At 74.1% G+C, this 23,366-nt stretch carries 17 protein-coding genes; 13 read left to right on the top strand and 4 right to left on the bottom strand.

Going from position 1 to position 23,366, the window contains the following annotated elements:
• Positions 1-19: 19 nt before the first annotated feature.
• Positions 20-841: a class I SAM-dependent methyltransferase gene (locus BDZ31_RS10585; protein WP_183341797.1), complete on the bottom strand. Its 822-nt coding sequence runs from the start codon at positions 839-841 to the stop codon at positions 20-22.
• A 154-nt stretch (positions 842-995) separates the two neighbouring features.
• Here BDZ31_RS10585 and BDZ31_RS10580 point away from each other — a divergent pair, with 154 nt between their 5' ends.
• The 3 genes from BDZ31_RS10580 (at position 996) to BDZ31_RS10570 (ending at position 7,834) form a co-directional block, all read left to right on the top strand.
• Complete coding sequence (locus BDZ31_RS10580; RefSeq protein WP_183341795.1) at positions 996-3,929, top strand: PD-(D/E)XK nuclease family protein; 2,934 nt, start codon at positions 996-998, stop codon at positions 3,927-3,929.
• Between the two features lie 73 nt (positions 3,930-4,002).
• A complete protein-coding gene (locus tag BDZ31_RS10575) occupies positions 4,003-7,560 on the top strand; it encodes a UvrD-helicase domain-containing protein (protein WP_183341793.1) in 3,558 nt (1,185 codons plus the stop codon).
• A gap of 37 nt (positions 7,561-7,597) precedes the next feature.
• A complete protein-coding gene (locus BDZ31_RS10570; RefSeq protein WP_183341791.1) occupies positions 7,598-7,834 on the top strand; it encodes a hypothetical protein in 237 nt (78 codons plus the stop codon).
• Here the strand turns inward: BDZ31_RS10570 and BDZ31_RS10565 are convergent.
• Positions 7,831-8,250: an acyl-CoA thioesterase gene (locus BDZ31_RS10565; protein ID WP_183341789.1), complete on the bottom strand. Its 420-nt coding sequence runs from the start codon at positions 8,248-8,250 to the stop codon at positions 7,831-7,833. The two genes, BDZ31_RS10570 and BDZ31_RS10565, sit on opposite strands and share 4 nt — an antisense overlap.
• Before the next feature lie 60 nt (positions 8,251-8,310).
• Between BDZ31_RS10565 and BDZ31_RS10560 the strand changes: the two genes are divergently transcribed.
• From BDZ31_RS10560 to BDZ31_RS10550, 3 genes are all read left to right on the top strand, one after another.
• Positions 8,311-9,063, top strand: a complete 753-nt coding sequence (locus tag BDZ31_RS10560) for a HipA family kinase (protein ID WP_183341787.1) — start codon at positions 8,311-8,313, stop codon at positions 9,061-9,063.
• Complete coding sequence (locus BDZ31_RS10555) at positions 9,047-9,463, top strand: DUF3037 domain-containing protein (RefSeq protein ID WP_183341785.1); 417 nt, start codon at positions 9,047-9,049, stop codon at positions 9,461-9,463. The genes BDZ31_RS10560 and BDZ31_RS10555 overlap by 17 nt, the downstream gene beginning before the upstream one ends.
• A 106-nt stretch (positions 9,464-9,569) precedes the next feature.
• A complete protein-coding gene (locus tag BDZ31_RS10550; protein ID WP_183341783.1) occupies positions 9,570-9,860 on the top strand; it encodes a GlsB/YeaQ/YmgE family stress response membrane protein in 291 nt (96 codons plus the stop codon).
• Between the two features lie 3 nt (positions 9,861-9,863).
• On the opposite strand, the gene BDZ31_RS10545 is transcribed toward BDZ31_RS10550, so the two are convergent.
• Positions 9,864-11,015 carry a MerR family transcriptional regulator gene (locus BDZ31_RS10545; protein ID WP_183341782.1) on the bottom strand — a complete coding sequence of 384 codons (1,152 nt, stop codon included), beginning with the start codon at positions 11,013-11,015 and terminating at the stop codon, positions 9,864-9,866.
• Between the two features lie 123 nt (positions 11,016-11,138).
• On the opposite strand from BDZ31_RS10545, the gene BDZ31_RS10540 reads away from it, so the two are divergent.
• Together BDZ31_RS10540 and ku are read left to right on the top strand one after the other, a co-directional pair.
• Positions 11,139-11,918 (top strand): SigB/SigF/SigG family RNA polymerase sigma factor, encoded by a 780-nt coding sequence (locus tag BDZ31_RS10540; RefSeq protein WP_183341780.1) that lies wholly within the window; start codon positions 11,139-11,141, stop codon positions 11,916-11,918.
• Between the two features lie 56 nt (positions 11,919-11,974).
• Positions 11,975-12,877, top strand: a complete 903-nt coding sequence (gene ku / locus BDZ31_RS10535; protein ID WP_183341777.1) for a non-homologous end joining protein Ku — start codon at positions 11,975-11,977, stop codon at positions 12,875-12,877.
• 81 nt (positions 12,878-12,958) lie between these two features.
• On the opposite strand, the gene BDZ31_RS10530 is transcribed toward ku, so the two are convergent.
• Complete coding sequence (locus BDZ31_RS10530; RefSeq protein WP_183341775.1) at positions 12,959-13,234, bottom strand: hypothetical protein; 276 nt, start codon at positions 13,232-13,234, stop codon at positions 12,959-12,961.
• A 348-nt stretch (positions 13,235-13,582) separates the two neighbouring features.
• On the opposite strand from BDZ31_RS10530, the gene BDZ31_RS10525 reads away from it, so the two are divergent.
• The 5 genes from BDZ31_RS10525 (at position 13,583) to BDZ31_RS10505 (ending at position 23,290) form a co-directional block, all read left to right on the top strand.
• The gene (locus BDZ31_RS10525) at positions 13,583-14,362 is read left to right on the top strand and encodes a phosphodiester glycosidase family protein (protein WP_183341774.1); all 780 of its coding nucleotides are present in this window, start codon (positions 13,583-13,585) and stop codon (positions 14,360-14,362) included.
• A gap of 92 nt (positions 14,363-14,454) precedes the next feature.
• A complete protein-coding gene (locus BDZ31_RS10520; protein WP_183341772.1) occupies positions 14,455-15,861 on the top strand; it encodes a glycosyltransferase family 4 protein in 1,407 nt (468 codons plus the stop codon).
• Between the two features lie 108 nt (positions 15,862-15,969).
• Positions 15,970-20,523 (top strand): glutamate synthase large subunit, encoded by a 4,554-nt coding sequence (gene gltB / locus BDZ31_RS10515; protein ID WP_183341770.1) that lies wholly within the window; start codon positions 15,970-15,972, stop codon positions 20,521-20,523.
• Positions 20,524-20,536: 13 nt separating this feature from the next.
• Positions 20,537-22,114: a glutamate synthase subunit beta gene (locus BDZ31_RS10510; RefSeq protein ID WP_183341768.1), complete on the top strand. Its 1,578-nt coding sequence runs from the start codon at positions 20,537-20,539 to the stop codon at positions 22,112-22,114.
• 171 nt (positions 22,115-22,285) lie between these two features.
• Positions 22,286-23,290 carry a lysylphosphatidylglycerol synthase transmembrane domain-containing protein gene (locus BDZ31_RS10505; protein ID WP_183341765.1) on the top strand — a complete coding sequence of 335 codons (1,005 nt, stop codon included), beginning with the start codon at positions 22,286-22,288 and terminating at the stop codon, positions 23,288-23,290.
• Positions 23,291-23,366 lie beyond the last annotated feature (76 nt).

The following is a 23,366-nucleotide window of genomic DNA, read 5'->3' as shown; positions in this document are numbered from 1 at the left end:
CGCGTCGCGGCCGTCGCGCTCAGGCGCGCGTGCCGACCGCGAGCAGGTACTCCTGCTCGAAGCGCGCCCGCTCGGCGGTGCCTCTGTTCCACTCGTCGCAGAAGGCGTCGATCGCCTGCGCGAACTCGTCGCCGCGGCCGGCTCTCCTCGCGTTGCCCTCGACCGTGATCGTCGGCCCGTAGCAGGCGCGGAAGTGGGCGCCGTAGTCGTGCGGTCGCTCGAACGCGGTCACCTCGAGCAGCTCCCGCTCCAGCGTCTCGAACGCGACGCGGTCGCCGAGCAGCTCGCGCAGGTGCTGCTCGCTGCCCCACAGCGGCGGCGGCTGCGCGCTCGGGGGCGGCGGCGGCGCGAACGGGCCCATCGCTCTGAACAGCGCGCCGATCATCCCCTCCGGCGTCCAGCACAGCAGCCCGATCGTGCCGCCGGGCCGACAGGCGCGCACCAGCTCGTCGGCGGCCGGCTGATGGAAGGGCGCGAACATCACGCCGATCGACGACATCACGACGTCGAAGGCGCCGTCCTCGAACGGCAGGTGCTCGGCATCGGCGACGACCCAGTCGAGCTGCACGCCGAGCGTCTCGGCGCGGGCCCGACCGGCGTCGAGCAGCTCGGGCGTGAGGTCGCTGGCGGTCACGCGCGCGCCGGCCTGGGCGGCCGGGATCGCGGCGTTGCCGGTGCCGGCGGCGACGTCGAGCACCGTCATGCCGGGGCCGATCCCGCACGCCTCGACCAGCCGCGGCCCGAGCGGCAGCAGGAAGGTCTCGACCATCGACGCGTAGTCGCCGGAGGCCCACATCGCGCGGTGGCGGGCCTTCAGCTCGGTGTCGGTCACGGAAGCCATGCGCGCTCCTCTCGGGTCGTCAGACGTGGCGGCGATCCTCGACGGACCAGAGTCTGGCTCGATGCGGCAGCCCGAGGGGAGCAAGCCGGTATGAACGGGTGACGACGGTCCTGCGATCGGACCGTCGGGTCGACGCGCCACCATGTCGCTCCTCATGTCGTTGAAGCTGGTCATCGGCCCCGCGAACGCGGCGAAGGCGGGCGCGGCGCTCGGCGCCTTCCGCGCGCGGCTGCGGCTCGACCCGTGGCTGGTCGTGCCGACCGCCGCCGACGTCGCCCACTACGAGCGCGAGCTGGCGCAGGACGGCCCCCGCCGCGGCGGGCGCGTCGCGACCTTCTCCGGCTTCGTGCGCGAGGTCGCCGAGCGGGCCGGCTACGCGGCGCGGGTCGTCGCGCCGCTCCAGCGCGAGCGGCTGGTCGCCGACGCGATCGCCGCCGCGCAGCTGCAGGAGCTGGCGCCGATCGCCGCCTCGCGCGGCTTCCTCCACGCCGCCGGCGCCTTCGTCTCCGAGCTCGAGCGGACGCTGCTGACGCCCCAGCGCCTGACCGCCGCGGTGCGCGCGCTGCCCGACGCGCCGCCGGCGCTGCACGAGGTCGCGGCGATCTACGACCGCTACGCGCGCGGCCTCGACCGGCTCGGGCGCGTCGACGCCGAGCTGTTCGCATGGCGGGCGCTCGACGCGCTGCGCGACCGGCCCGGCGCCTGGGGCGACACGCCGGTCGTCTTCTACGGCTTCGACGACTTCACGACGCTCGAGCGCGACGCGATCGAGACGCTCGCCCGCGTCGTCGGCGCCGACGTGACCGTCTCGCTCACCTACGAGCCCGGCCGGGCCGCCTTCGCCGGCCGCGCGACGACCGTCCAGGAGCTGAGCCAGTTCGCGACCGAGATCGAGCAGCTGCCGGCGCTCGACGACTGGTACGAGCCGGAGTCGCGCGGCGCGCTCCACGCCGTTGAGCGCGGCCTGTTCGAGCCCGGCGCCGCGCCGGTCGAGGCCGGCGACGCCGTCCGGCTGCTCGTCTCCGGCGGCGAGCGGGCCGAGGTCGAGCTCGTCGCCGCGACGGTGCGCGAGCTGCTGGGGGAGGGCGTCCCCGGCGAGGAGATCGCCGTCGTCTTCCGCAGCCCGGCGCGCAGCGCCTCGCTCGTCGAGCAGGTCTTCGGCGCCTACGGGATCCCGCACGCGCTCGACTGGCAGGTGCCGCTCGCGCACACGGCGCTCGGTCGCGGACTGCTCGCCCTCGCCCGCTGCGCGCTGCTGCCCGACGAGGCGCGCCCGGCCGACCTGCTCGCCTACCTGCGCACCCCCGGCCGCCTGCAGCGGCTGGAGCTGGCCGACCGGCTCGAGCTGGCCGTCCGCAGACGCGCGCTCGTGCGCTTCGCCGACGCGCGGGCGGCATGGGAGGAGGCGCCCGGCGGCTGGCCGCTGCGCGAGATCGACCGCCTGCGCGGCGCGGCGGCCGACGGCCCCGCGGCGCTGCTGGAGGCGCTCGCACGCGAGGCGCGGGCGCTGTTCGCCGCCCCGCACCGAGCGCAGGCGCGCGTGCTCGACGCCGCCGAGGAGGCCGACGCGCGGGCGCTCGCGACGCTGCTGGGCGCGCTCGAGCAGCTCGGCGAGCTGGCGGCGGTCGCGCCGCGCCGCGCCGCCGAGCTGCTGGAGCCGGCGGCGCTGCTGGCGACGCTGGCGGAGCTTGAGGTCGCGCTCGGCGAGCCGGCCCGCGAGGGCGCGGTGCTGGTCGCCGACCCGCTCGCGATCCGCGCCCGGCGGTTCGACACGGTGATCGTCTGCGGCCTGCAGGAGGGCGAGTTCCCGCGCCCCGCCCACCCCGAGCCGTTCCTCTCCGACGACGTGCGGCGGGAGCTGAACGCCGCCGCCGGCCTGCGCCTCGCGCCGCGCGAGGACGCGCTCGCCGACGAGCGCTACCTCTTCTACGCGACCGTCTCACGGCCGCGGCGGCGGCTGATCCTCAGCTGCCGCGACGCCGACGAGGACGGCAACCCGGCGCTGCCGTCGTTCTTCGTCGAGGACGTGCGCGCGCTGCTGCGCGAGCTGCCCGAGACCCACCGGCCGCTGTCGGCGGTCACGTGGCCGCTCGAGCAGGCGCCGACGGCCGCCGAGCGTCAGCGGGCCGAGGCGCTCGCCGGGCCGCGCGTCAGGCCGCGCCCGATCCAGCCGCTGTCGAGCGCCGCGACCGGGCTGCTGCGCCAGCGCGACGTGCTGTCTGCCGGCGCGCTGGAGAAGTACGCCCGCTGCCCGGTCCGCTGGCTGGTCGAGAGCGAGCTGCAGCCGGAGCGGTTCGAGCCCGACCCCGAGGCGATGACGCGCGGCTCGTGCATCCACGCGGTGCTGGAGCGGACGCTGCGGCGGCTGTCGTGGCCGCTCGACGACGCCGCCCTCGCGGAGGCCGAGGCCGTCGTGCGCGAGATCGTCGCCGACGAGGCGCCGCGCTTCACGCTCGGCCGCGGGGCGGCGGCGCAGGCGGCCGCGGCCCACGAGATCGCCGCCGACGTGCTGCGGCTGCTGCGCCACGAGGCCGAGGCCGGCGGCGCCTTCCGCCCCGCCGAGCTGGAGCTGCAGTTCGGGATGGCGGGCGAGGAGGGGGCGCTGCCGGCGCTGGAGCTGGAGGGCGACGGGGCGGCGGCCGGCCTGCTGCGGCTGCGCGGCGTGATCGACCGCGTCGACCTCGACGGCGCCGGGCGGGCGCTCGTGCGCGACTACAAGAGCGGCCGGCGCCGCGCCGAGTGGCCGGTGGCGAGATGGCAGAGCGGCGACCAGCTCCAGGTCGCGCTCTACATGGTGGCCGTGCGCCAGCTGCTGGGAAGAGAGCCGGCCGGCGGCGTCTACCAGCCGCTGCGCGGCGAGGATCTGCGGGCGCGCGGCGTCGTGCGCGCCGACGTCAACGCCGGCACGCTCGTCGTCGACACCGACCGCCGCGATGCCGAGGAGCTGGAGGCGGAGCTGGAGGCGGCGTCGCTGCGCGCCTGCCAGCTGGCGGCGCAGCTGCGCGCCGGCGAGCTCGTGCCCTCGCCCGACAGCTGCGCGATGGGCGGCTGTGCCTATCCGGGGATCTGCCGGGTGGTCGACGCGTGAACCCGCGGTCGGAGACCTTGGTTCACGTCGCGAGAGCTCGCCTTGCGGCTCGCTCTCGCACGGCGGTGGCGCGATGAGCGCGTCGGTCCCGTTCACCGCCGAGCAGCGGGCGGCGATCGAGCATCGCGGCGGCCTGCTGCTGACGGCCAACGCCGGCTCCGGCAAGACCTCCGTGATGGCCGAGCGGTTCGTCCGCGCCGTCGTCGACGACGGCGTCGACGTCGGCCGGATCCTCGCGATCACCTTCACCGAGAAGGCCGCCGCCGAGCTGAAGGAGCGCGTCCGCCGCCGCTTCGAGGCGCTCGGCGAGCCGGAGCTGGCGCGCGCGACCGAGGGGGCGTGGGTCTCGACGATCCACGGCTTCTGCGCGCGGCTGCTGCGGACCCACCCGCTCGCGGCGGCGATCGACCCGCGCTTCTCGGTGCTCGACGAGAACGGCGCCAGACAGCTCGCCGTCGCCGCCTTCGACGCGGCGCTCGACCGGCTCGCCGAGGAGCACGGCGAGGCGGCGCTCGACCTGATCGCCGCCTACCGCCCGGGCGACCTGCGCGACGCGATCCTCGCGCTCCACGGCGAGCTGCGCAGCCGCGGCGAGGAGCTGCCGGCGCTGCCGCCGGCGCGGGCGACGCCGCTGGAGCCGCGCCGCGTCGCGCTCGCGATCGCCCAGCGCGAGGCGGCCGCGGAGCTCGCCGGCGCGAAGGACGGCAAGACGGTCGACCGCGCGCGGCTGGCGGTCGCCGAGTGCGAGCTGCTGCTGGAGCGGATCGCCGCCGCCGAGCCGGACGCGCCGCCGCCCCATCCCAACGAGGTTGCCGCGCTGGCGCTGCCGAGAAACGGCAGAGCGCTCCAGGGGCCGGGCTGCGAGGGCTACCGCGACGCGCTCGCGCAGTACGTCGACGCCTGCGCCGACGCCCACGCCGTCCCCGTCCACGCGCTGCTCGACGCGCTGCTGCGCGACTTCGCCGTCCGCTACGCCGAGGCGAAGCACGCCGCCTCGGCGGTCGACTTCGAGGACCTGGAGCTGCGCGCCAACCGGCTGCTGCGCGAGCACGACGAGCTGCGCGCCCGCTACGCCGAGCGGTTCGCGCACGTGATGGTCGACGAGTTCCAGGACACCAACCCGCTGCAGCTGGAGCTGCTGGAGCGGATCGCCGCCGACGAGCTGTTCACCGTCGGCGACGAGCTGCAGTCGATCTACGGCTTCCGCCACGCCGACGTCGAGCTGTTCCGGCGCCGCCGGCGGGCGCTCGCCGAGCACGGCGGCGCCGCTTCGCTGGCGACCAACTTCCGCAGCCACGCGGAGATCCTCGAGACGCTCAACGTCGCCTTCGCGCCGCGCTTCGGCGAGAGCTTCACGCCGCTGGTGCCGGGCCGCGCCGAGCCGGAGACGCCGGACCCGCTCGCGCCGGCCGGGCCGCGCGTCGAGCTGCTCGTCGTCGACCTGAAGGCCGACTGGCAGAGCGCCGGGCTCGTCGCGGAGGGGATGGCGGCGCCGGCGCCGCTGTGGCGGATCGCCGAGGCGAAGGCGCTCGCCGCCCGCGTCCGCGCGCTGATCGACGCCGGCCGGCCGGCCGGCGAGATCGTCCTGCTGCTGCGCGCGACCGGCGACCTCGCCGTCTACGAGCGGGCGCTGACCGACCTCGGCGTGCCGACCTACGTGATCGGCGGCCGCGGCTACTGGTCCCAGCAGCAGGTGCGCGACCTCGTCGCCTACCTGGCGGTGCTCTCCAACCCGCGCGACGGCGTCGCGCTGCAGAGCTTCCTCGCCTCGCCGCTGGTCGGCCTCTCCAGCGACGCGCTCGTGCAGATCGCCGCCGCCGCGCGCGCCGGCCGCCGCGAGGGCGAGCCGCCCGACCCATGGTGGGTGGTGACCGCCAGCGAGCGGCTGCTCGGCGAGCTGGCGCCCGGCGACGCCGCGCGCGTGGCGGCGCTGCGCGGCTGGCTGGCGGCCGAGCGGGCGGCGGCGCCGCGCCACAGCCTCGAGTCGCTGCTCGACCGCGTGCTCGCCCGCACCCGCTACGACCTCGAGCTGCTGCGGCTGCCCGGCGGCGCCCGCCGGCTCGCGAACGTGCGCAAGCTGATGCGGCTGGCGCGCGAGCACGAGGCCGAGCACGGCCGCGACCTGCGGGGCTTCGTCGACCTCGTGATGGAGCTCGGCGGCGGGCTCGACGGCTCCAGGGAGGAGGACCGCGAGAGCGAGGCGCCGGTCGAGGGCGAGGCGCTCGACGCCGTGCGGCTGATGACGATCCACCGCGCGAAGGGGCTCGAGTTCCCGGTCGTCTGCGTCGCCGACCTCGGCCGCGGCTCGCCGTCGGCCGGCTCCGACCTCGTCCGCGTCGGCAAGGACGGCCGCGTCGGGATCAAGCTGCGCGCGCTCGACGGCGGCAGGGCGCGCCCGGCCTTCGCCTACGACGCGATCGGGGAGGCGCGCGCCCGCGCCGAGGCCGACGAGGAGGCGCGCCTGTTCTACGTCGCGATGACCCGCGCCCGCGAGCAGCTGCTGCTGAGCGGCGCGCTGCCGACCGACCCCTGGCCGCAGTGGAAGCCCGGCTGCCCGCCGATGACGTGGATCGGCGAGGCGTTCGTGCCGGAGATCCGCAGACTGGCGGCGCCGGAGCGGGAGGGGAGGGGGATCCTCGCGCACGGCGGCGTCGAAATCGCCTACGAGGTCGTGCGGCCGGAGGCGCTCGCGCGCATCGAGGTGACGACGGCCGGCGCGGCGGAGCCGGCGGAGGCGCCGGCTGACCCCGCCGCTCCGGTCGCGACGTCCGCCGCGACCGCGAGCGAGGCGGTCATGACGGTTGCGCCGCCGGCGCCGCCGGTCGCGACCCTCTCCTACAGCGCGCTCGCCGACCACGAGCGCTGCGGCTACCGCTTCTACCTCGAGCGCGTCCTGAGGCTGCCGCCGGTCGCCGACCGCTTCGGCGGCGGGTCGGCCGCCGGCGGCAGCGGCGCCGTCCGCGGCCTCGACGCGGCGACGCGCGGCGTGATCGTCCACCGCCTGCTGGAGGAGAGCGATCTCGTGCGCGCGCAGCCGCCCGACGCCGAGCTGGTCCGCCGCGCGGCGATCCGCGCCGGCGCCGACCCGTCGCCGCACGAGCTCGACGAGCTGCGCGCGCTGGTCGTCGGCTTCCTCGCCTCGCCGCTGCGGGAGCGGGTCGCGGCGGCGAGCGAGATCCGCCGCGAGCAGCCGTTCTCGTTCCAGCTCGGCGGCTTCCCGCTGGTCGGCGTCTTCGACCTGATCGCGCGCGAGGGCACGCGCGCGCTCGTCGTCGACTGGAAGAGCGACCGGCTGGAGGGCGGCGACCCGGGCGAGGCGGTCGCGCGCAACTACGCCGTCCAGCGCGCCGCGTACGCGCTCGCCGCGCTGCGCGACGGCGCGCCGGAGGTCGAGATCGTCCACTGCTTCCTCGAGCGCCCGGAGGCGCCGGTCGCCTCCACCTATCGCCAGCAGGACGCGGCGGCGCTGGAGGCGGCGTTGGAGGAGCGCGCCGCGCGCGTGCTCGAGCGCGACTTCGCCGTCAGCGACGAGCCCGAGCCGCGCGTCTGCGACGGCTGCCCGGGGCGCGGAACGCTCTGCTCGTGGCCGCTGGAGCGCACGCTCGGCCACGAGGAGGGGCGGCTGTTCTAGCCTGCCGCAGCCCGCCGCCGGGCGCTACGCTGAAGCGATGCTCCGCCGCGACACGCCCAAGGGCGACAGATCAGAGTTGAACTCGCTGCTGCGCAGATTGGCCGGGCCGGGCGGGTCGGTCAGATTGACGCTCGGCGGCGAGGAGCTGGCGCGGATCGAGGGACCGGCCGATCGCGCCGGGGCGACCGGCGATCGTCAGGGCGGCGGCGACGAGCCCGCCGCCGACCGTCCCGCCGCCGACCGTCCGGCCGCCGACCGTCCCGCCGCCGACTAGCTCGCCGGCGCCGCCACCAGCCGCGCGCTCAGCGCCGCCCGCTCGGCGTCGGTGAGCGCGCGCGAGCTGCGCTCGGCGCGGTTCCAGCCGACCAGCACGGTCGCGCCCTCGGCGGCCAGCTCGCCGTCGGGACGGACGATCCGCTGCGCCAGCCGGACGCTCGCGCGGCCGACCCGCTCGACGCCGGTCTCGACGACGACCTCGCGGACCGCCACCGGCACCTCGCGCCGGTAGTCGAGCTCGACGCGCGCGAGCACGAACTCGTTGGAGTCGCCGCCGAGCGCCGTCATCAGCGCGATCCGCCCCTGCTCCAGCAGCTCGTGGTAGACCGCCTGGTTGAGGTGGCCGAGGACGTCGAAGTCGTTCAGTCGCAGCTGCTGCGTGACCCGCACCAGCGCGTCGCTGTCACCGCTCATGCCCGGCACGATAGTCGCCGGACGCGGGCCCGGACCCCGTGTGAGTACTCTCCCGCGGCGATGCTCCGGACCGTCGCCGCGACCCGCTACGTCACCCCGCTGCGCGAGGGCGGGTCGCTGCCCGCGCTGGTGGAGGCCGACGACGACGGCCTCTACGTCGTCAAGCTGCGCGGCGCCGGCCAGGGGCCCAAGGCGCTCGTCGCCGAGCTGGTCGTCGGCGAGCTGGCGCGGGCGCTGGGACTGCCGGTCCCCGAGCTGGTCGCCGTCGAGCTCGACCCGCACCTGCCCGACGCCGAGCCCGACCCGGAGATCCAGGAGCTGCTGGCGGCGAGCGCCGGCGCGAACGTCGGGCTCGACTTCCTGCCGCGGGCGCTGCCCTACAACCCGGCGACCGAAGGGCTCGCGCTCGACCCGCGCCTGGCCGCGTCGGTCGTCTGGCTCGACGCCTTCAGCGAGAACGTCGACCGCACGCCGCGCAATCCCAACCTGCTGACCTGGCACGGCAGACTGTGGCTGATCGACCACGGCGCCGCCCTCTACAAGCAGCACGCCGGGCTCGACCCGGCCGGCGCGCGCGGATCGTTCGCCGCGATCCGCGACCACGTGCTGCTGCCGGTCGCCAGCTCGATCGAGGAGGCCGACGAGCGGCTCGCCCCGCTCGTCACCGGCGAGCTGCTCGAGCGGCTGCTGGCGCTCGTCCCGCCCGCCTGGCTGGGGGACGTCCCGGCGGAGCGGTACGTCGACTACCTGACCGCGCGGCTGGAGGGGCCGCGCGCCTTCGCGGAGGAGGCGGAGCGTGCCCGGCGCGCCTGAAGCGCAGGAGGTCTTCCAGTACGCGATCCTCCGCGTCGTCCCGTCGCTGCCGCGCGGGGAGGCGCTCAACGTCGGCGTCGTGCTGCACTCGCGGCGCCTGCGCTTCCTCGCCGCGCGCACGCTCGTCGACCGCGACCGCCTGCGGGCGCTCGACCCGGCGCTCGACCTCGACGCGCTGGAGCGCCATCTCCACGCCGTCGAGCGGATCGCCGCCGGCGACGCCGAGGCCGGCGCGGTCGCGCGGATGGACCGCTCCGACCGCTTCGGCTGGCTGACGGCGCCCTCCAGCGCGCTGATCCAGCCCTCCGCCGTCCACACCGGCCTCTGCACGGACGCGGAGGCGACGATCGACCGTCTCTTCGCCGAGCTGGTCGCGCTCCCGCCGGCCCCGCGCGGCTGAGCGCCGCCGGCTGACCAGCGACGGCTGAAAACCACGGGCGCCGGGCACTCTTCCGGCCAGCGGACCGCGCCGCACGCGCGGAAGCAACTCCCTTCAAGGAGGTCTCATGATCGGCGCGATCATCCTCGGCATCGTCGCGGGGTATCTCGGCAAGTTCCTGATGCCCGGCGACGAACACGAGCCGCAGGGCTTCATCGCGACGACCCTGCTGGGGCTCGTCGGCGCGCTCGCCGGCTTCTTCATCTTCACCGAGCTGCTCGGCATCGGCGACTCCGACATCTTCGATCTCGGCGGCCTGATAGGCGCCGTGATCGGCGTGATGCTGGTGCTGTGGCTCTACCGGATGCTGATGTCGTGGCGCGAGGGCCACGGCCACGGGCACGGCAAGATGGTGTGAGCGTCAGCCGCCGCCTCTGCCCGACTTCAGCAGCAGCTCGCGCAGGAGCGTGAAGCCGAGGCCGGCCGAGACGACCGACAGCAGCTGCCGCGCGTCGTCGTCGATCTCGGTCGGCTCGTCGAAGACGAGCAGGAGCATGCCGAGCCGCTCGCCGACGACGGTGATCGGCACGGCGAGGCTGTGGAGGCCGGCCGGCGCCCCGAAGGCGCCGCCGGCCGCCGCCGAGAGCCAGCCCGGGCTGCCGGCGTGCATCAGCGCGCCGAGGTCGGCGTAGCCGGTGACCGGCACCATCCGCGGGCCGAGCAGGCCGCGGCTGGATGTGCCGAGCGCCAGCTCGCCGGCCATGTAGACGGCGATGCCGGCGTCGACGGCGCTCAGTCTGCGCACGAGCGTGTCGGTGATCGAGCCGAGCACGGCGTCGCCGGCCTCGTGCTGGAAGCGGTCGGCGAGCGCGGCCGCGAGCGCAAGCCAGCGCGACTGCCGCGCCTCGCGCACGCGGATGCGCGCCAGCTCGGCGCGCGCGGCGGTCAGGTCGCGGCGGGTGCGGCGGTCCTGGGCGCGGTCGATGCCGATCACGGCGACGGTCGGGGGCGCGCCGGCGGCGAGCGGCAGCCGGTAGGCGAGCGAGCGGCTCGCGCCGGCCTCGCCGCTCCACGGCGGATGGGTGCACTCGAGCGCCGGCGCGTCGCTGGCGAAGAGCGTCTGGAGCGTGCGCTCGAGGTCGCTTCCGGGGAACCACGGGAGCGTGTCGAACTCGGTTCCGGCGCCGTCGTCGGGCAGCAGCCGCAGCGGCATGTTGGCGTAGAGGATCCGCAGCGGCTGCGGGCCGCCGACGACCAGCGCGGGGGTCGGCGCCGCCGCGACCATGGCGGCGAGCGTCATCTCGGTGACGGCCGGCGCGGGCTCGTGCCCCGCGTCTTCGATCGCGCGCGCGAGCGGCACGCCCTGCTCGGCGGCGCGGCGGACGGCGACGACGCGCCCCGCGTCGGAGAGCGCGTAGCGCCGCGGCCCGTCGCCGACCCGCGCGGGACGCGGGAAGCCGAAGCGGCGCTCCCACGTGCGCAGGCGCTCGCGCGAGACGCCGGTCAGCCCCGCGAACTCTGTCGCGCTGACGGTATGCCCCCCGATCTCGCCCCCTTGACCGGTCTTGTCCACCCTAGTGTTGTACCCGACAAGACCGGTGTTCACGCCTGACCGGGTCTGCCCACCTTGTCAAGCGATCTGTGGGCGAGAGCATGCGCCTCCAGGACTGGGCACCCGACGAAGGAGGCGCACCCCGTGTCCGCAACGGCAGTTCGCCCGACGACGGTCGACGCCGCTGCCTGCGACGAGCACGAGCTGCTCCGTCGTTGGCACGAGGAGCGCGACGAGGTTGCCCGTCGCGTCCTGATCGAGCGGATGATGCCGCTCGTCCGGTCGCTCGCCCGCCGCTACGCCAACCGCGGGGAGCCGCTCGACGACCTCGAGCAGGTCGGCTGCGTGGGACTCATCAAAGCTGTCGATCGCTTCGATCTTTCCCGCGAGCTGCGTTTCTCCACCTTCGCGGTGCCGACGATCCTCGGCGAGATCAAGCGCCACTTCCGCGACAGGGCGTGGTCGGTGCGCGTCTCGCGCGGGCTGCAGGAGCTGAGCGCGCGCGTCACGCGCGAGGCCGACCGGCTGTCGACGAAGCTCGGGCGCTCGCCGACGATCGAGGACCTCGCCGAGGCGACCGGGACGACGCCCGAGCAGGTGCTGGAGGCGCTCCAGGGCGCGCAGGCGTACAGCACCGTGCCGCTCGAGGAGCCGCTCGGCGACGACGGCGAGCCGGTCGCGCGGATCGGCGCGGAGGATCCCGAGTACGAGCTGGCCGAGGAGCGGATCGAGCTGGCGCGCGGGCTGCACGTGCTGAACGAGCGCGAGCGCAGGATCGTCCTGCTGCGCTTCTTCTCAGGTCTGACCCAGCGGGAGATCGCCGAGCGCGTCGGCATCTCGCAGATGCACGTCTCGCGACTGCTGCGGCGCTCGCTGGAGCGGATGGCCGACACGATGTCGCCGCTTCCGCCGGGCGATCGCTGATGCAACCCGGCGCCCACCGGTTGCGCACGCGGCGGCGGGGGTAGAGGATCGGCCCCATGCCACGCGCGATCTGGAGCGGCGCGATCAGCTTCGGGCTGGTCAACGTCCCGGTGAAGCTGTACAGCGCCACCGCGCCCAAGACGGTGCGCTTCAACCAGCTGCACGCCGAGGACGGTGGGCGCCTGCGCCAGAAGCGGATCTGCTCGATCGACGGCGAGGAGGTCCCCTACGACCAGATCGTGAAGGGCTACGAGATCGCCCCGGACCACTACGTCGTGATCACGCAGGAGGAGCTGGACGCGCTCGACCCGCGCGCGACGAAGACGATCGACATCGAGGAGTTCGTCGACCTCGCCGAGATCGATCCCGTCTACTACGACAGCGCGTACCACATCGCTCCGGCGACCGGCGGGGCGAAGGCCTACCAGCTGCTGCTGAGCGCGATGGAGGAGGCCGGCAAGGTCGCGATCGGCCGCTTCGTGCTGCGCACCCGCCAGCAGCTGTGCGCGCTGCGACCGGCCGACGGCGTGCTGACGCTGTCGACGATGCTCTACGGCGACGAGGTCAACGCGCCCGACCGGATCGACGAGCTGGAGGCGCTCGGCGACGTCGAGGCCAACGAGCGCGAGGTCGCGATGGCGCGCCAGCTGATCGACTCCCTCTCGGCGCCGTTCGAGCCGCAGAAGTTCAGAGACGACTACCGCGAGAGAGTGCTCGCGCTGATCGAGCGCAAGGCGGCCGGCGAGGAGGTCGCCGTCCAGCCGATCGCCGAGAGACCGGCCGAGGTGCCCGACCTGATGGCCGCGCTGGAGGCGAGCCTCGCGACCGTCCGCGGCGACGGCGACGGCGAGGGCGACCAGGCCGCCGAGCCGGTCGCCGACGGCGCCGCCGCGCCGAGAAGACGCAGACGCGCCGCCGCGAGAGCGTCGAGAAGAGCCGCCGCCAAGTCGCGCGGCTGACCGCCGGCCTGTCCGGCGCGCGCCACGCCGTCGCGCCCGCCACGCCGCAGCGCCGGCGCGCCGCCGCCTCGTGGCGCGTTCCTACGCCTTGGCGATCGTCATCCCGAGAAAGATGCCGACGATGAGGCCGACCGAGCCCGCCGCGACGGCGGCCATCATTCCGGCCTGCGAGGCGGTGACGGTGGCCATCTGGCCGGCCTGCACAGCTCCCTGGGTGGCATGCGCCCCGGCCTGGGTGGCGGCCTGTGTCGCTTGCTCGCCGGCCATCGTGGCTGACTGGACCTCGAACTCCTTCCTGAGTCTCTGCAGCTCGCTGCGAAGTTCGTTCGTCTCGCTGGTTCCGCCGCTGGCTTCCATCGTCGTCTCTCCCTCGTCGTGTTCGGGCACATCCCGAACGATTGGAGGCTCCAAGGTGCCCGAATCGATCCACGAGAAACCGACTTTCAGATGGATGGACGTCGCGGTCCGCGAGCGCGATGTTCGGCCGACTCAGCCCGCTCGTTCCTTCGAGACGGGAGGATGACGGGGAGCGAGAAGGCCGACCGCTCTGGACCGCGCCTCCCAGCCGCAGGAGGCCTCCGGGCGCCCGCACGTCCGGCCCGCGTGCCACCGTTCCGCGATCGGTCGCGGGTGTGACCGATCGCGTCACATGGTGTTCACCTCATCTCAACCCGGTTGCACGGATCGCAGCCGAGCCTCTCGCTCATGAGCCCGCTCATCGCACCCCGCGCGGAGCCCGCCCCTCCGACGCATCTGCGCTCGCTGCGCGTCTCGCTCGCCGACGGCGCCGCGACGACGGTCCACGTCGCCGCCCACGACCTCTCCGCCACCCGCGTCCGCGTCGCCCGGCTGACCCGCCCGGAGCCGCTGGCCGCCTGGTGCGCCCGCACCCGCACCGCGGAGGCGATCGTCGGCGGCTTCTTCGTGCGCCCGCACGGGCGGCCGCTGGGGGAGCTGCGCACGCACGGCATCGCCCGCGAGAGCACGGCGTTCACGGCGCCGTGGGATCGCGTCCGCGCCTGCCTGCACATCGACCGCGGCGCGGTCGCGATCGTCGGCCGCGAGCAGCTCTGCACCGCGCCGCGCGGCGACCTGCTGCAGGCCGGCCCGCTGCTCGTCCGCGACGGCGTCCCGACCTCCTTCGACGGCGCCGATCCGGAGGGCTTCACCGCCGGGCAGGCGCAGTTCGACTCCGACATCAGCGACGGCCGCCATCCCCGCGCCGCGCTCGCGCTGACCGGTGACGGCCGGCTGCTCGCGCTCGCGTGCGACGGCCGCGCCGCCGACGAGGCGGGCCTGACGCTGGCCGAGCTGGCCGACGTGCTGGTCGAGCTCGGCGCCGAGCACGCGATGAACCTCGACGGCGGGGGGTCCACCTCGCTCGTCTGCGGCGGCGCGCTGCGCAACGTCCCGCGCGGCGCCTTCGAGACCGTCATCCCCGGCGGCCGCCCCGTCTCCACCGCCGTCGTCTTCGCTCCGCGCTAGCTGCCGGAACCTTCGCGCCGGGGGAGTTCCATCTCGGTGCGGCCGGCCGGGCGGTCGGCCGTGCTCGATGCACCTGTTGCTAGCTTCGAGGCATGGCGACGACCGTCCCCGCCACGCCCGATCCCGCCGACGCGGCACCGCCGCGGCGCGCGGTGATCGCCTCGGCCTTCTTCCCGCGCGGCGGCTCGGCGCACGTGATCCGCGGCCTCGCCCGCGCGCTGCCCGACCACGGCTGGGCGACGGCGGTCGTCTCCGGCTCGGCCGCCGGAGCGGGCGACGCCGAGCGCTTCTACGCCGGCCTCGACGTCCATCCCGTCGATCTCGCGACCGCCGGCCTGCTCGCCTCCTTCGAGGACCGGCCCGGCGCCCCCGACGCCGTCTTCGCCGCGCTCGACGAGGCCGCCGCCGAACGCCACGCCGCCACCTGGGCGCAGGCGCTGGAGCGCGCCGGCGCCCGTGACGCCGACCTCCTCCACCTCAACCACCTCACGCCGCTCCACGCCGCCGCGGCGCGGATCGCGCCGCGGACGCCGGTCGTCACCCACCTCCACGGGACCGAGCTGCTGATGCTCGAGCGGATCGACGCCGGCGCCCCGGCGTCGTGGACGCATGCCGCCGCCTGGGCGACGCGGATGCGGACGTGGGCGCGCGCCGCGACGCTGACCGTCGTCCCGGCCGCGCGCCAGGTCGAGCGGGCCCGCAGGCTGCTCGGCCTCCCGGCCGGGCGCGTCGTCGCGGTCCCGAACGGCACCGACCTCGCCCGCTTCGCGCGCGCGGACGCCCCGACCGACCGTCGCGCCTTCTGGCGCCGCCATCTCGTCGAGCGGCCGCGCGGCTGGCGCCCGGGCGGGGAGGAGGGATCGGTCGCCTACGCCGAGGCCGACCTGACGGCGATCGACGGCGGCGGCCCGCTGCTGCTGTACGTCGGCCGCTTCACGGAGGTCAAGCGGATCGGCCTGCTGATCCGGGCGTTCGCCGCCGCCCAGCGGCGGACCCGCGCGCGGCCGGCGCTCGTGCTGGTCGGCGGGCACCCGGGGGAGTGGGAGGGCGAGCACCCGCTCGAGGCGATCGCCGACAGCGGTGCGCGCGACGTCTTCCTCGCCGGCTGGCAGGACCAGGAGGAGCTGCCGGCGTTCCTCGCCGCCGGCGACGCGATCGTGCTGCCGTCGGTCCGCGAGCAGTTCGGCCAGGTGCTCGTCGAGGGGATGGCCTGCGGGCTGCCCGCGGTCGCCGCCGACGCGCTCGGACCGGCCGAGATCGTCCGCGACGGCGAGACCGGATGGCTGATCGCGCCCGACGACCGGGAGGCGCTCGAGGCGGCTCTCGTCGAGGTCGTCGACGACGCCGCCGAGCGCCGTCGCCGCGGGGCGGCGGCACACGCGGACGTGGTCCGGCGCTTCGGGCGCGACGCCGCTGCCGCCCGGATTGCGGCAACATATGCGGCAGCGTGCGGTGGGCATGCGGTGCCGAGCGGGACTCCCGCGGCCGTGTCCGGCTGACGCTGCATACCAACGTCATCCGCGTAGTGGCGCGCTGTGGAGGGCCGGTCCGCTGGTACCCTGTGGCCTCCTCTCAGTGTTCGCGACGCCTGCCGGGACACACGATTCATGCCATTGATGAAGCCGCCGAAGGCCTCTGGCCTCTACCACCCTGAAAACGAACACGATGCCTGTGGCGTCGCTTTTGTGGCCAAGGTCACGGGCGACGCCGACCACGGTGTCGTCAACCGCGCGCTCTACGCGCTCGAGAACCTCGAGCACCGCGGAGCGGCCGGCGCGGACCCGACGACCGGCGACGGCGCGGGCATCCTCCTCCAGCTCCCGCACGAGTTCTTTCGCACCGTCACCGACTTCCCGCTGCCCGACGCAGGGCGCTTCGCGGTCGGGATGCTGTTCCTGCCGACCGACCCGACCGAGCACGACCGCATCGTCGACCTGATCGAGCGGACCGTCGCCGACGAGGGCCAGACCGTCCTCGGCTGGCGCGACGTCCCCGTCGACGACGCCCACGTCGGCGTGATGGCGAACGCCGCCGCGCCGCGGATCCGCCAGGTCTTCGTCGGCGCCTCCGACGAGCTGCCCGACCAGCTCTCGTTCGAGCGCAAGCTGTACGTGATCCGCCGCCTGATCGAGAAGGGCGCCGGTCCCGAGCTGGCGATCCCGAGCTTCTCGTCGCGGACGATCGTCTACAAGGGCATGCTGACGGCGCCGCAGATGTCGGGCTACTACCCCGACCTCGGGGACGAGCGGATGGTCACCCGCCTCGCGCTCGTCCACTCGCGCTTCTCGACCAACACCTTCCCCAGCTGGGAGCTGGCGCACCCGTACCGGATGCTCGCCCACAACGGCGAGATCAACACGCTGCGCGGCAACATCAACTGGATGCGCGCGCGCGAGTCGCAGCTGCTGTCCGAGCACTTCGGCGACGACCTCGACAAGATCATGCCGGTCGTGCGCGAGGGCGGGTCGGACTCGGCGACCTTCGACAACGTGCTCGAGCTGCTGGTGCTCGACGGCCGTCCGATCACCCACGCGGTGATGATGATGGTGCCGGAGGCCTACCGCGACAACGCCGAGCTGTCGCCGGCCGTGCGCGGCTTCTACGACTACCACTCGTGCGTCATGGAGCCGTGGGACGGGCCCGCCGCGATCTGCTTCACCGACGGCACCCAGGTCGGCGCGACGCTCGACCGCAACGGCCTGCGCCCCGGCCGCTGGGTGCAGACGAAAGACGGCTACGTCGTGCTCGCCTCCGAGACCGGCGTGATCAAGGCCGAGCCGTCGGAGATCGTCCGCAAGGGCCGCCTCCAGCCGGGCAAGGTCTTCCTCGTCGACCTCGAGCAGGGCCGCATCGTCGAGGACGAGGAGGTCAAGGCGAGAATCGCCGGCCAGCGTCCGTACGGCGAGTGGTACGCCGAGCGCGTCGTCCACATCGAGGACCTGCCCGAGCGCGCCCCGCGCGCCCCGCGCGTCGAGCCGCTGCGCTCCAAGCAGCTGGCGTTCGGCTATTCGCAGGAGGACCTGCGGATGACGATCGCCCCGATGGCGGTGGGCGGCGAGGAGCCGACCGCCTCGATGGGCAACGACGCCGCGCTCGCGGTCCTCTCCGACCGCCAGCCGCCGCTGTTCGCCTACTTCAAGCAGCTGTTCGCGCAGGTCACCAACCCGCCGATCGACCCGATCCGCGAGTCGGTCGTGATGAGCCTCGCGACCTCGGTCGGCGCCGAGGTCAACCTGCTGACCGAGTCGCCGGCCCACGCGCATCAGCTGTTCATGCAGCAGCCGATCCTGCGCAACCACGAGCTGGAGAAGCTGCGGCAGGTCTCGCACGACATATTCCACGCCGCCACGATCGACCTCACGTGGCCGGTCGAGCAGGGCCCGGACGGCATGGAGCGCCGCCTCGAGGCGATCTGCGACGAGGCCTCGATGTGGATCGAGCGCGGCGCGAACATCCTGATCCTGTCGGACCGCAACCTCGGCACCGAGCGGGTCGCGATCCCGTCGCTGCTGGCCGTCTCCGCCGTCCACCACCACCTCGTGCGCGCCGGCACCCGCCTGCGCTGCGGCCTGGTGATCGAGACCGGCGAGCCGCGCGAGATCCACCACATGGCGACGCTGATCGGGTATGGAGCGGCCGCGATCAACCCGTACCTGATGTTCGAGTCGCTCGACGAGCTGGCCGACCACGGCCGCCTGCCGGTCGACCTCGATCGCGAGACGGCCGAGCAGCGGATCGTGAGAGCGATCGGCAAGGGCCTGCTGAAGACCTTCTCGAAGATGGGCATCTCGACGATCCAGTCGTACTGCGGCGCCCAGATCTTCGAGGCGGTCGGGCTCGAGCAGGGCGTGATCGACAAGTACTTCACCGGCACCTCGTCGCGCATCGGCGGCGTCGGCATCGACGTGATCGCCCGCGAGGCGCTGGAGCGCCATTTCCGCGCCTACCCGCGCACCGGCCGCGAGGTGCTGCCGGTCGGCGGCGTGCTGCAGTGGCGCCGCGACGGCGAGCGCCACATCTGGAACCCGGACACGATCGCGCTGCTGCAGCAGGCGGTCAGAACCGGGCCCGACGGCAGCGCGTCGTCGGACGGCAGAGGCGCGCAGACCTACGACGAGTTCGCCAGAGCCGTCAACGACGACGCCGCCCGCAAGGCGTCGCTGCGCGGCCTGATGAAGCTGAAGACGCTCGCCGAGCCGATCCCGCTCGACGAGGTCGAGCCGGCCGAGGAGATCGTCAAGCGCTTCTCGACCGGCGCGATGTCGCTCGGCGCGATCTCGCGCGAGTCGCACGAGGCGCTGGCGATCGCGATGAACCGCATCGGCGGCAGATCGAACACCGGCGAGGGCGGCGAGGACCCGTCGCGCTACGAGGCCGAGCACAACGGCGACAGCCGCCGCTCGGCGATCAAGCAGATCGCCTCGGGGCGTTTCGGCGTGACGCCGCATTACCTCGTCAACGCCGACCAGCTGCAGATCAAGATGGCGCAGGGCGCGAAGCCCGGCGAGGGCGGCCAGCTGCCCGGTCACAAGGTCGACGACTACATCGCCTGGCTGCGTCACTCGACGCCCGGCGTCGGCCTGATCTCGCCTCCGCCGCACCACGACATCTACTCGATCGAGGACCTCAAGCAGCTGATCTACGACCTGCGCTGCTCGAACCCCGATTCGACGGTCTCGGTCAAGCTCGTCTCCGAGGTCGGCGTCGGCACCGTCGCCGCGGGCGTCGCGAAGGCGAACGCCGACCACATCGTGATCTCCGGCCATGACGGCGGCACCGGCGCCTCGCCGCAGTCGTCGATCCAGTCGGCCGGCACGCCGTGGGAGATCGGTCTCGCCGAGACGCAGCAGACGCTGCTGATCAACGACCTGCGCTCGCGCGTCGTCGTCCAGGCCGACGGCCAGATGAAGACCGGCCGCGACGTCGTGATCGCCGCGCTGCTCGGCGCCGACGAGGTCGGCTTCTCGACCGCGCCGCTGATCGCGATGGGCTGCATCATGATGCGCGTCTGCCACCTGAACACCTGTCCGGTCGGCATCGCGACGCAGAACCCGGAGCTGCGCAAGCGCTTCCAGGGCACGCCCGACCACGTCGTCACGTACCTCCTCTTCGTCGCCGAGGAGACGCGCCAGCTGATGGCGTCGATCGGCGTGCGGACCTTCGACGAGATGATCGGCCGCACCGACCTGCTTGAGATGGACGGGGCGATCGACCACTGGAAGGCGCGCGGCGTCGACCTCAGCGCCGTCTTCGCGATGCCGGAGCTGGAGGATGGCACGGCCCTGCACCAGACCCGCGCGCAGGAGCCGGTGCTCGACGACGCGCTCGACTGGCAGCTCGTCGAGCAGGCCGAGCCGGCGCTGGCGCGAGGCGAGCGGGTCCGCATCGAGGCGACCGTCCGCAACGTCAACCGGACCGTCGGCGGCATCCTCTCCAGCCGCGTCGCGAAGCGCCTGGGGCCGGAGGGCCTGCCGGAGGGGACGATCGAGGTCGCGCTGGAGGGCTCGGCCGGCCAGAGCTTCGGCGCCTGGCTGATGCCCGGGATCAGCTTCACGCTCGTCGGCGAGACGAACGACTACACCGGCAAGGGCCTCGCCGGCGGCGTCCTGACCGTCCGCCCGGCGCCCGACGCCGCCCACGACGTCGACCACTCCCCGATCGTCGGCAACACCGTGCTCTACGGCGCCACGAGCGGCCGCGCCTTCTTCCGCGGCCTCGCGGGCGAGCGCTTCGCGGTCCGCAACTCGGGCGCGCACGCGGTCGTCGAGGGCGTCGGCGACCACGGCTGCGAGTACATGACCGGCGGCCGCGTCGTCGTGCTCGGCTCGACCGGGCGCAACTTCGCGGCGGGCATGAGCGGCGGCATCGCGTACGTCTACGACGAGCACGGTCGCTTCGGCTCGCTCTGCAACACCGAGCTGGTCGATCTCGACGAGCTGGACGAGCGCGACGAGGCCGAGCTGAAGGAGCTCGTCGCCGAGCATGCCGAGCGGACCGGATCGAGGGTCGCCCAGCGGCTGCTCGACGGCTGGGACGAGGCGGCGCCCCGCTTCGTGAAGGTGATGCCGCGCGACTACAAGCGAGCGCTCGCGGAGCGCGCCGCGCGCGAGCAGACGGAGACCGGCGTCGCGCAGCATGCGGCCGCGCCCGCCGAAGCCTGAAAGGAAACTGGACATGGGTGAGCTCGGCGGTTTCCTGAGAATCCAGCGTGTCGGCTTCGACAAGCGCGACCCGCAGAAGCGCGTCAACGACTACGACCAGTACTTCTCGCTCCAGCCCGAGGCGGAGCTGCAGAAGCAGGGCGCCCGCTGCATGGACTGCGGCATCCCCTTCTGCCACGAGGGCTGCCCGCTCGGGAACCTGATCCCCGACTGGAACGACCTCGTCTTCCGCGACCGCTGGCAGGACGCGATCGTCCAGCTGCACGCGACCAACAACTTCCCGGAGTTCACCGGCCGCATCTGCCCGGCTCCGTGCGAGTCGGCCTGCGTGCTGGCGGTCAACGACGACCCGGTCACGATCGAGCAGATCGAGCTGTCGATCGTCGAGCGCGCCTACGAGGAGGGGTGGATCGTCCCCGAGCCGCCCGACCGCCGCACCGGCCGGACGGTCGGCGTCGTCGGCTCCGGCCCGGCCGGCCTCGCGGTCGCCGCCGAGCTGAACAAGTCGGGCCACTTCGTGACCGTCTACGAGCGCGACGAGGGCCCGGGCGGCCTGATGCGCTTCGGCGTGCCGGACGCGAAGCTGCCGAAGTCGGTGATCGACCGCCGCGTCGCGATCCTCAAGGCCGAGGGCATCAGATTCGTCTACGGCGTCGAGATCGGCAGGGACGTCACGGCCGAGCAGCTGCGCGAGCGCCACGACGCGGTCGTCGTCGCGATCGGGTCGCGCGTCCCGCGCGACATCGACGCGCCCGGCCGCGAGCTCGACGGCATCCATCCGGCGATGGACTACCTCTACCAGCGCAACCGCTGGGTCGCCAGACAGGAGGGCCGCCCCTCGCGCGATCCCGCGCCGGGCGAGGAGATCGTCGCCAAGGACAAGCACGTCGTCGTGATCGGCGGCGGCGACACGGGGATGGACTGCATCTCCAACGCCAACCGCGAGGGCGCCAAGAGCGCCAAGATCCTCGACGTCTACCAGGAGCTTCCGCCCGGCGGGCGCGACGAGCGCACGCCGTGGCCGCTGCCGCCGAAGCGCACCGAGACGACCTATGCGCTTGAGGAGGGCGGCGAGCGCCGCTGGGGCACCGAGGTGTACGGCTTCTCCGGCGAGGACGGGAAGGTGACGCACGTCCACGCCCGGAAGGTCGTCGGCACCTCCTCGCGCGACCTGAGAGTGGTCGAGGGCAGCGAGTACGCGCTCCCGGCCGACCTCGTGCTGTACGCGATCGGCTTCACCCATCCGGAGCACGAGGGCCTCGTCGAGCAGCTCGGCGTCGAGCTCGATCCGCGCGGCAACGTCAAGACGATGAAGACGTACCGCACCAACGTCGACGGCGTCTACGCCTGCGGCGACGCCCGCATCGGCCAGTCGCTGGTCGTGACGGCGATCGCCGAGGGCCGCAAGTGCGCCCGCATCGTCAACCGCGACCTCGGCGGCTCGCCGATGGACGCCGACCGCGAGAAGCTCGCGATCGGCGCGTGGGACGGCGAGGTCGACCACACGCTGCGCCACGAGGCCGACGTCGCCGGCAACGTCCGCATGGGCGAGGACTTCTTCTCCGGCCCGGGCGGCCCGATCCAGCGCTGACGGACGGCGGCTGTCCGGACCGGCCCGCGAGGCTTTGGTCCGACCGGCCGCCGGCTATCCTCTCCAGGCGCAGGGCGCACGTCGTCCTGCACCGCCGGAATCGTCTCCCCCGCGATTCCCGGCCGCGGAGGGCTCGGAAGGATCCGGGCCCTCCGCATACCATGGGCCGCGATGACCCCCTTCGCCTCGCTCGGCAGCGACATCAGCCGCTTCTTCGACTCGGTCGGAGAGTTCTTCTCCAACCTCGCGGGGCTCAACTGGCTGGCGCTCGGGCTGGCGCTGCTGTTCTACTTCGGCTACCTGACGCTGCGCTCCCGCGCGCTCTTCAACGCCGTCCAGGCGGCCTATCCGGCCGAGGAGGTGCGCTGGCGCGACGTGTGGGGCGCGTACGTCTCCGGGGTCGGCATCAACCAGGTCTTCCCGCTCGGCGGCGGGACGATCGTCCAGTACTTCCTGACGCGCATATCGATCCCCAACTCCAGCTATCCGGCGATCATCGCGGCGCTGTGGACCGGGCTCGTCTTCGACTACGCGGTCAACGTCCTGATCCTGCTGTTCGCGTTCACGCAGGGCGTCTTCCCGAAGCCGCCGGACTTCTCGAAGCTGCCGGCCTTCGACCTCGCCTTCTTCGCCTCGCACCCGCGCTTCACGCTCTTCTTCCTGACGGCGCTGGGGATCGGAGTGCTCGTCGCGTTCGCGCTGCTGTCGGCGAGGGTGAAGGCGTTCTGGGCGCGCGTCCGGCAGGGCTTCACGATCCTGACCGATCGCAGACGGTACGTCCGCGAGATGGTCACCTGGCAGGCGGCCGCGTGGGTCTCGCGCTTCTTCACCTACTGGTTCCTGCTGGAGGCCTTCCACATCGGCGGCGGCGTCAGGAACGCGATGCTCGTGCTCGGGGTCCAGGTCGTCGCGATGCTGATGCCGTTCACGCCCGGCGGCGCGGGGGTGCAGCAGGCGCTGCTGCTGGCGGTCTTCGCCGGCGCGGCGACCGGTGCGGAGGTCGCCGCCTTCTCGGTCGGCCAGCAGATCGCGCTCGCCGCCGGCGCGGCGGCGATGGCCTTCGGCGCGCTGGCGCTGATCTTCAGATTCCGCTCCTTCAAGGAGGTCATCAGAGCCGGCAAGGAGCACCGCAAGCAGGGCGACGTGCCGCCGCCGGACGTCGCCGCGCCGGCGTAGGGGAGGCGGCGCCGGCAGCCGCGGCTTGACGGTCGCGAGCCGGCCCATTTAAAGTGACGCCCCCGTCACGTTTGGA

This window comes from Conexibacter arvalis, from assembly GCF_014199525.1.
In the GTDB taxonomy this organism is placed as follows: domain Bacteria; phylum Actinomycetota; class Thermoleophilia; order Solirubrobacterales; family Solirubrobacteraceae; genus Conexibacter; species Conexibacter arvalis.
Note: the sequence above shows the minus strand (reverse complement) of the source record. Positions and strands in the feature narration are given on the sequence as shown.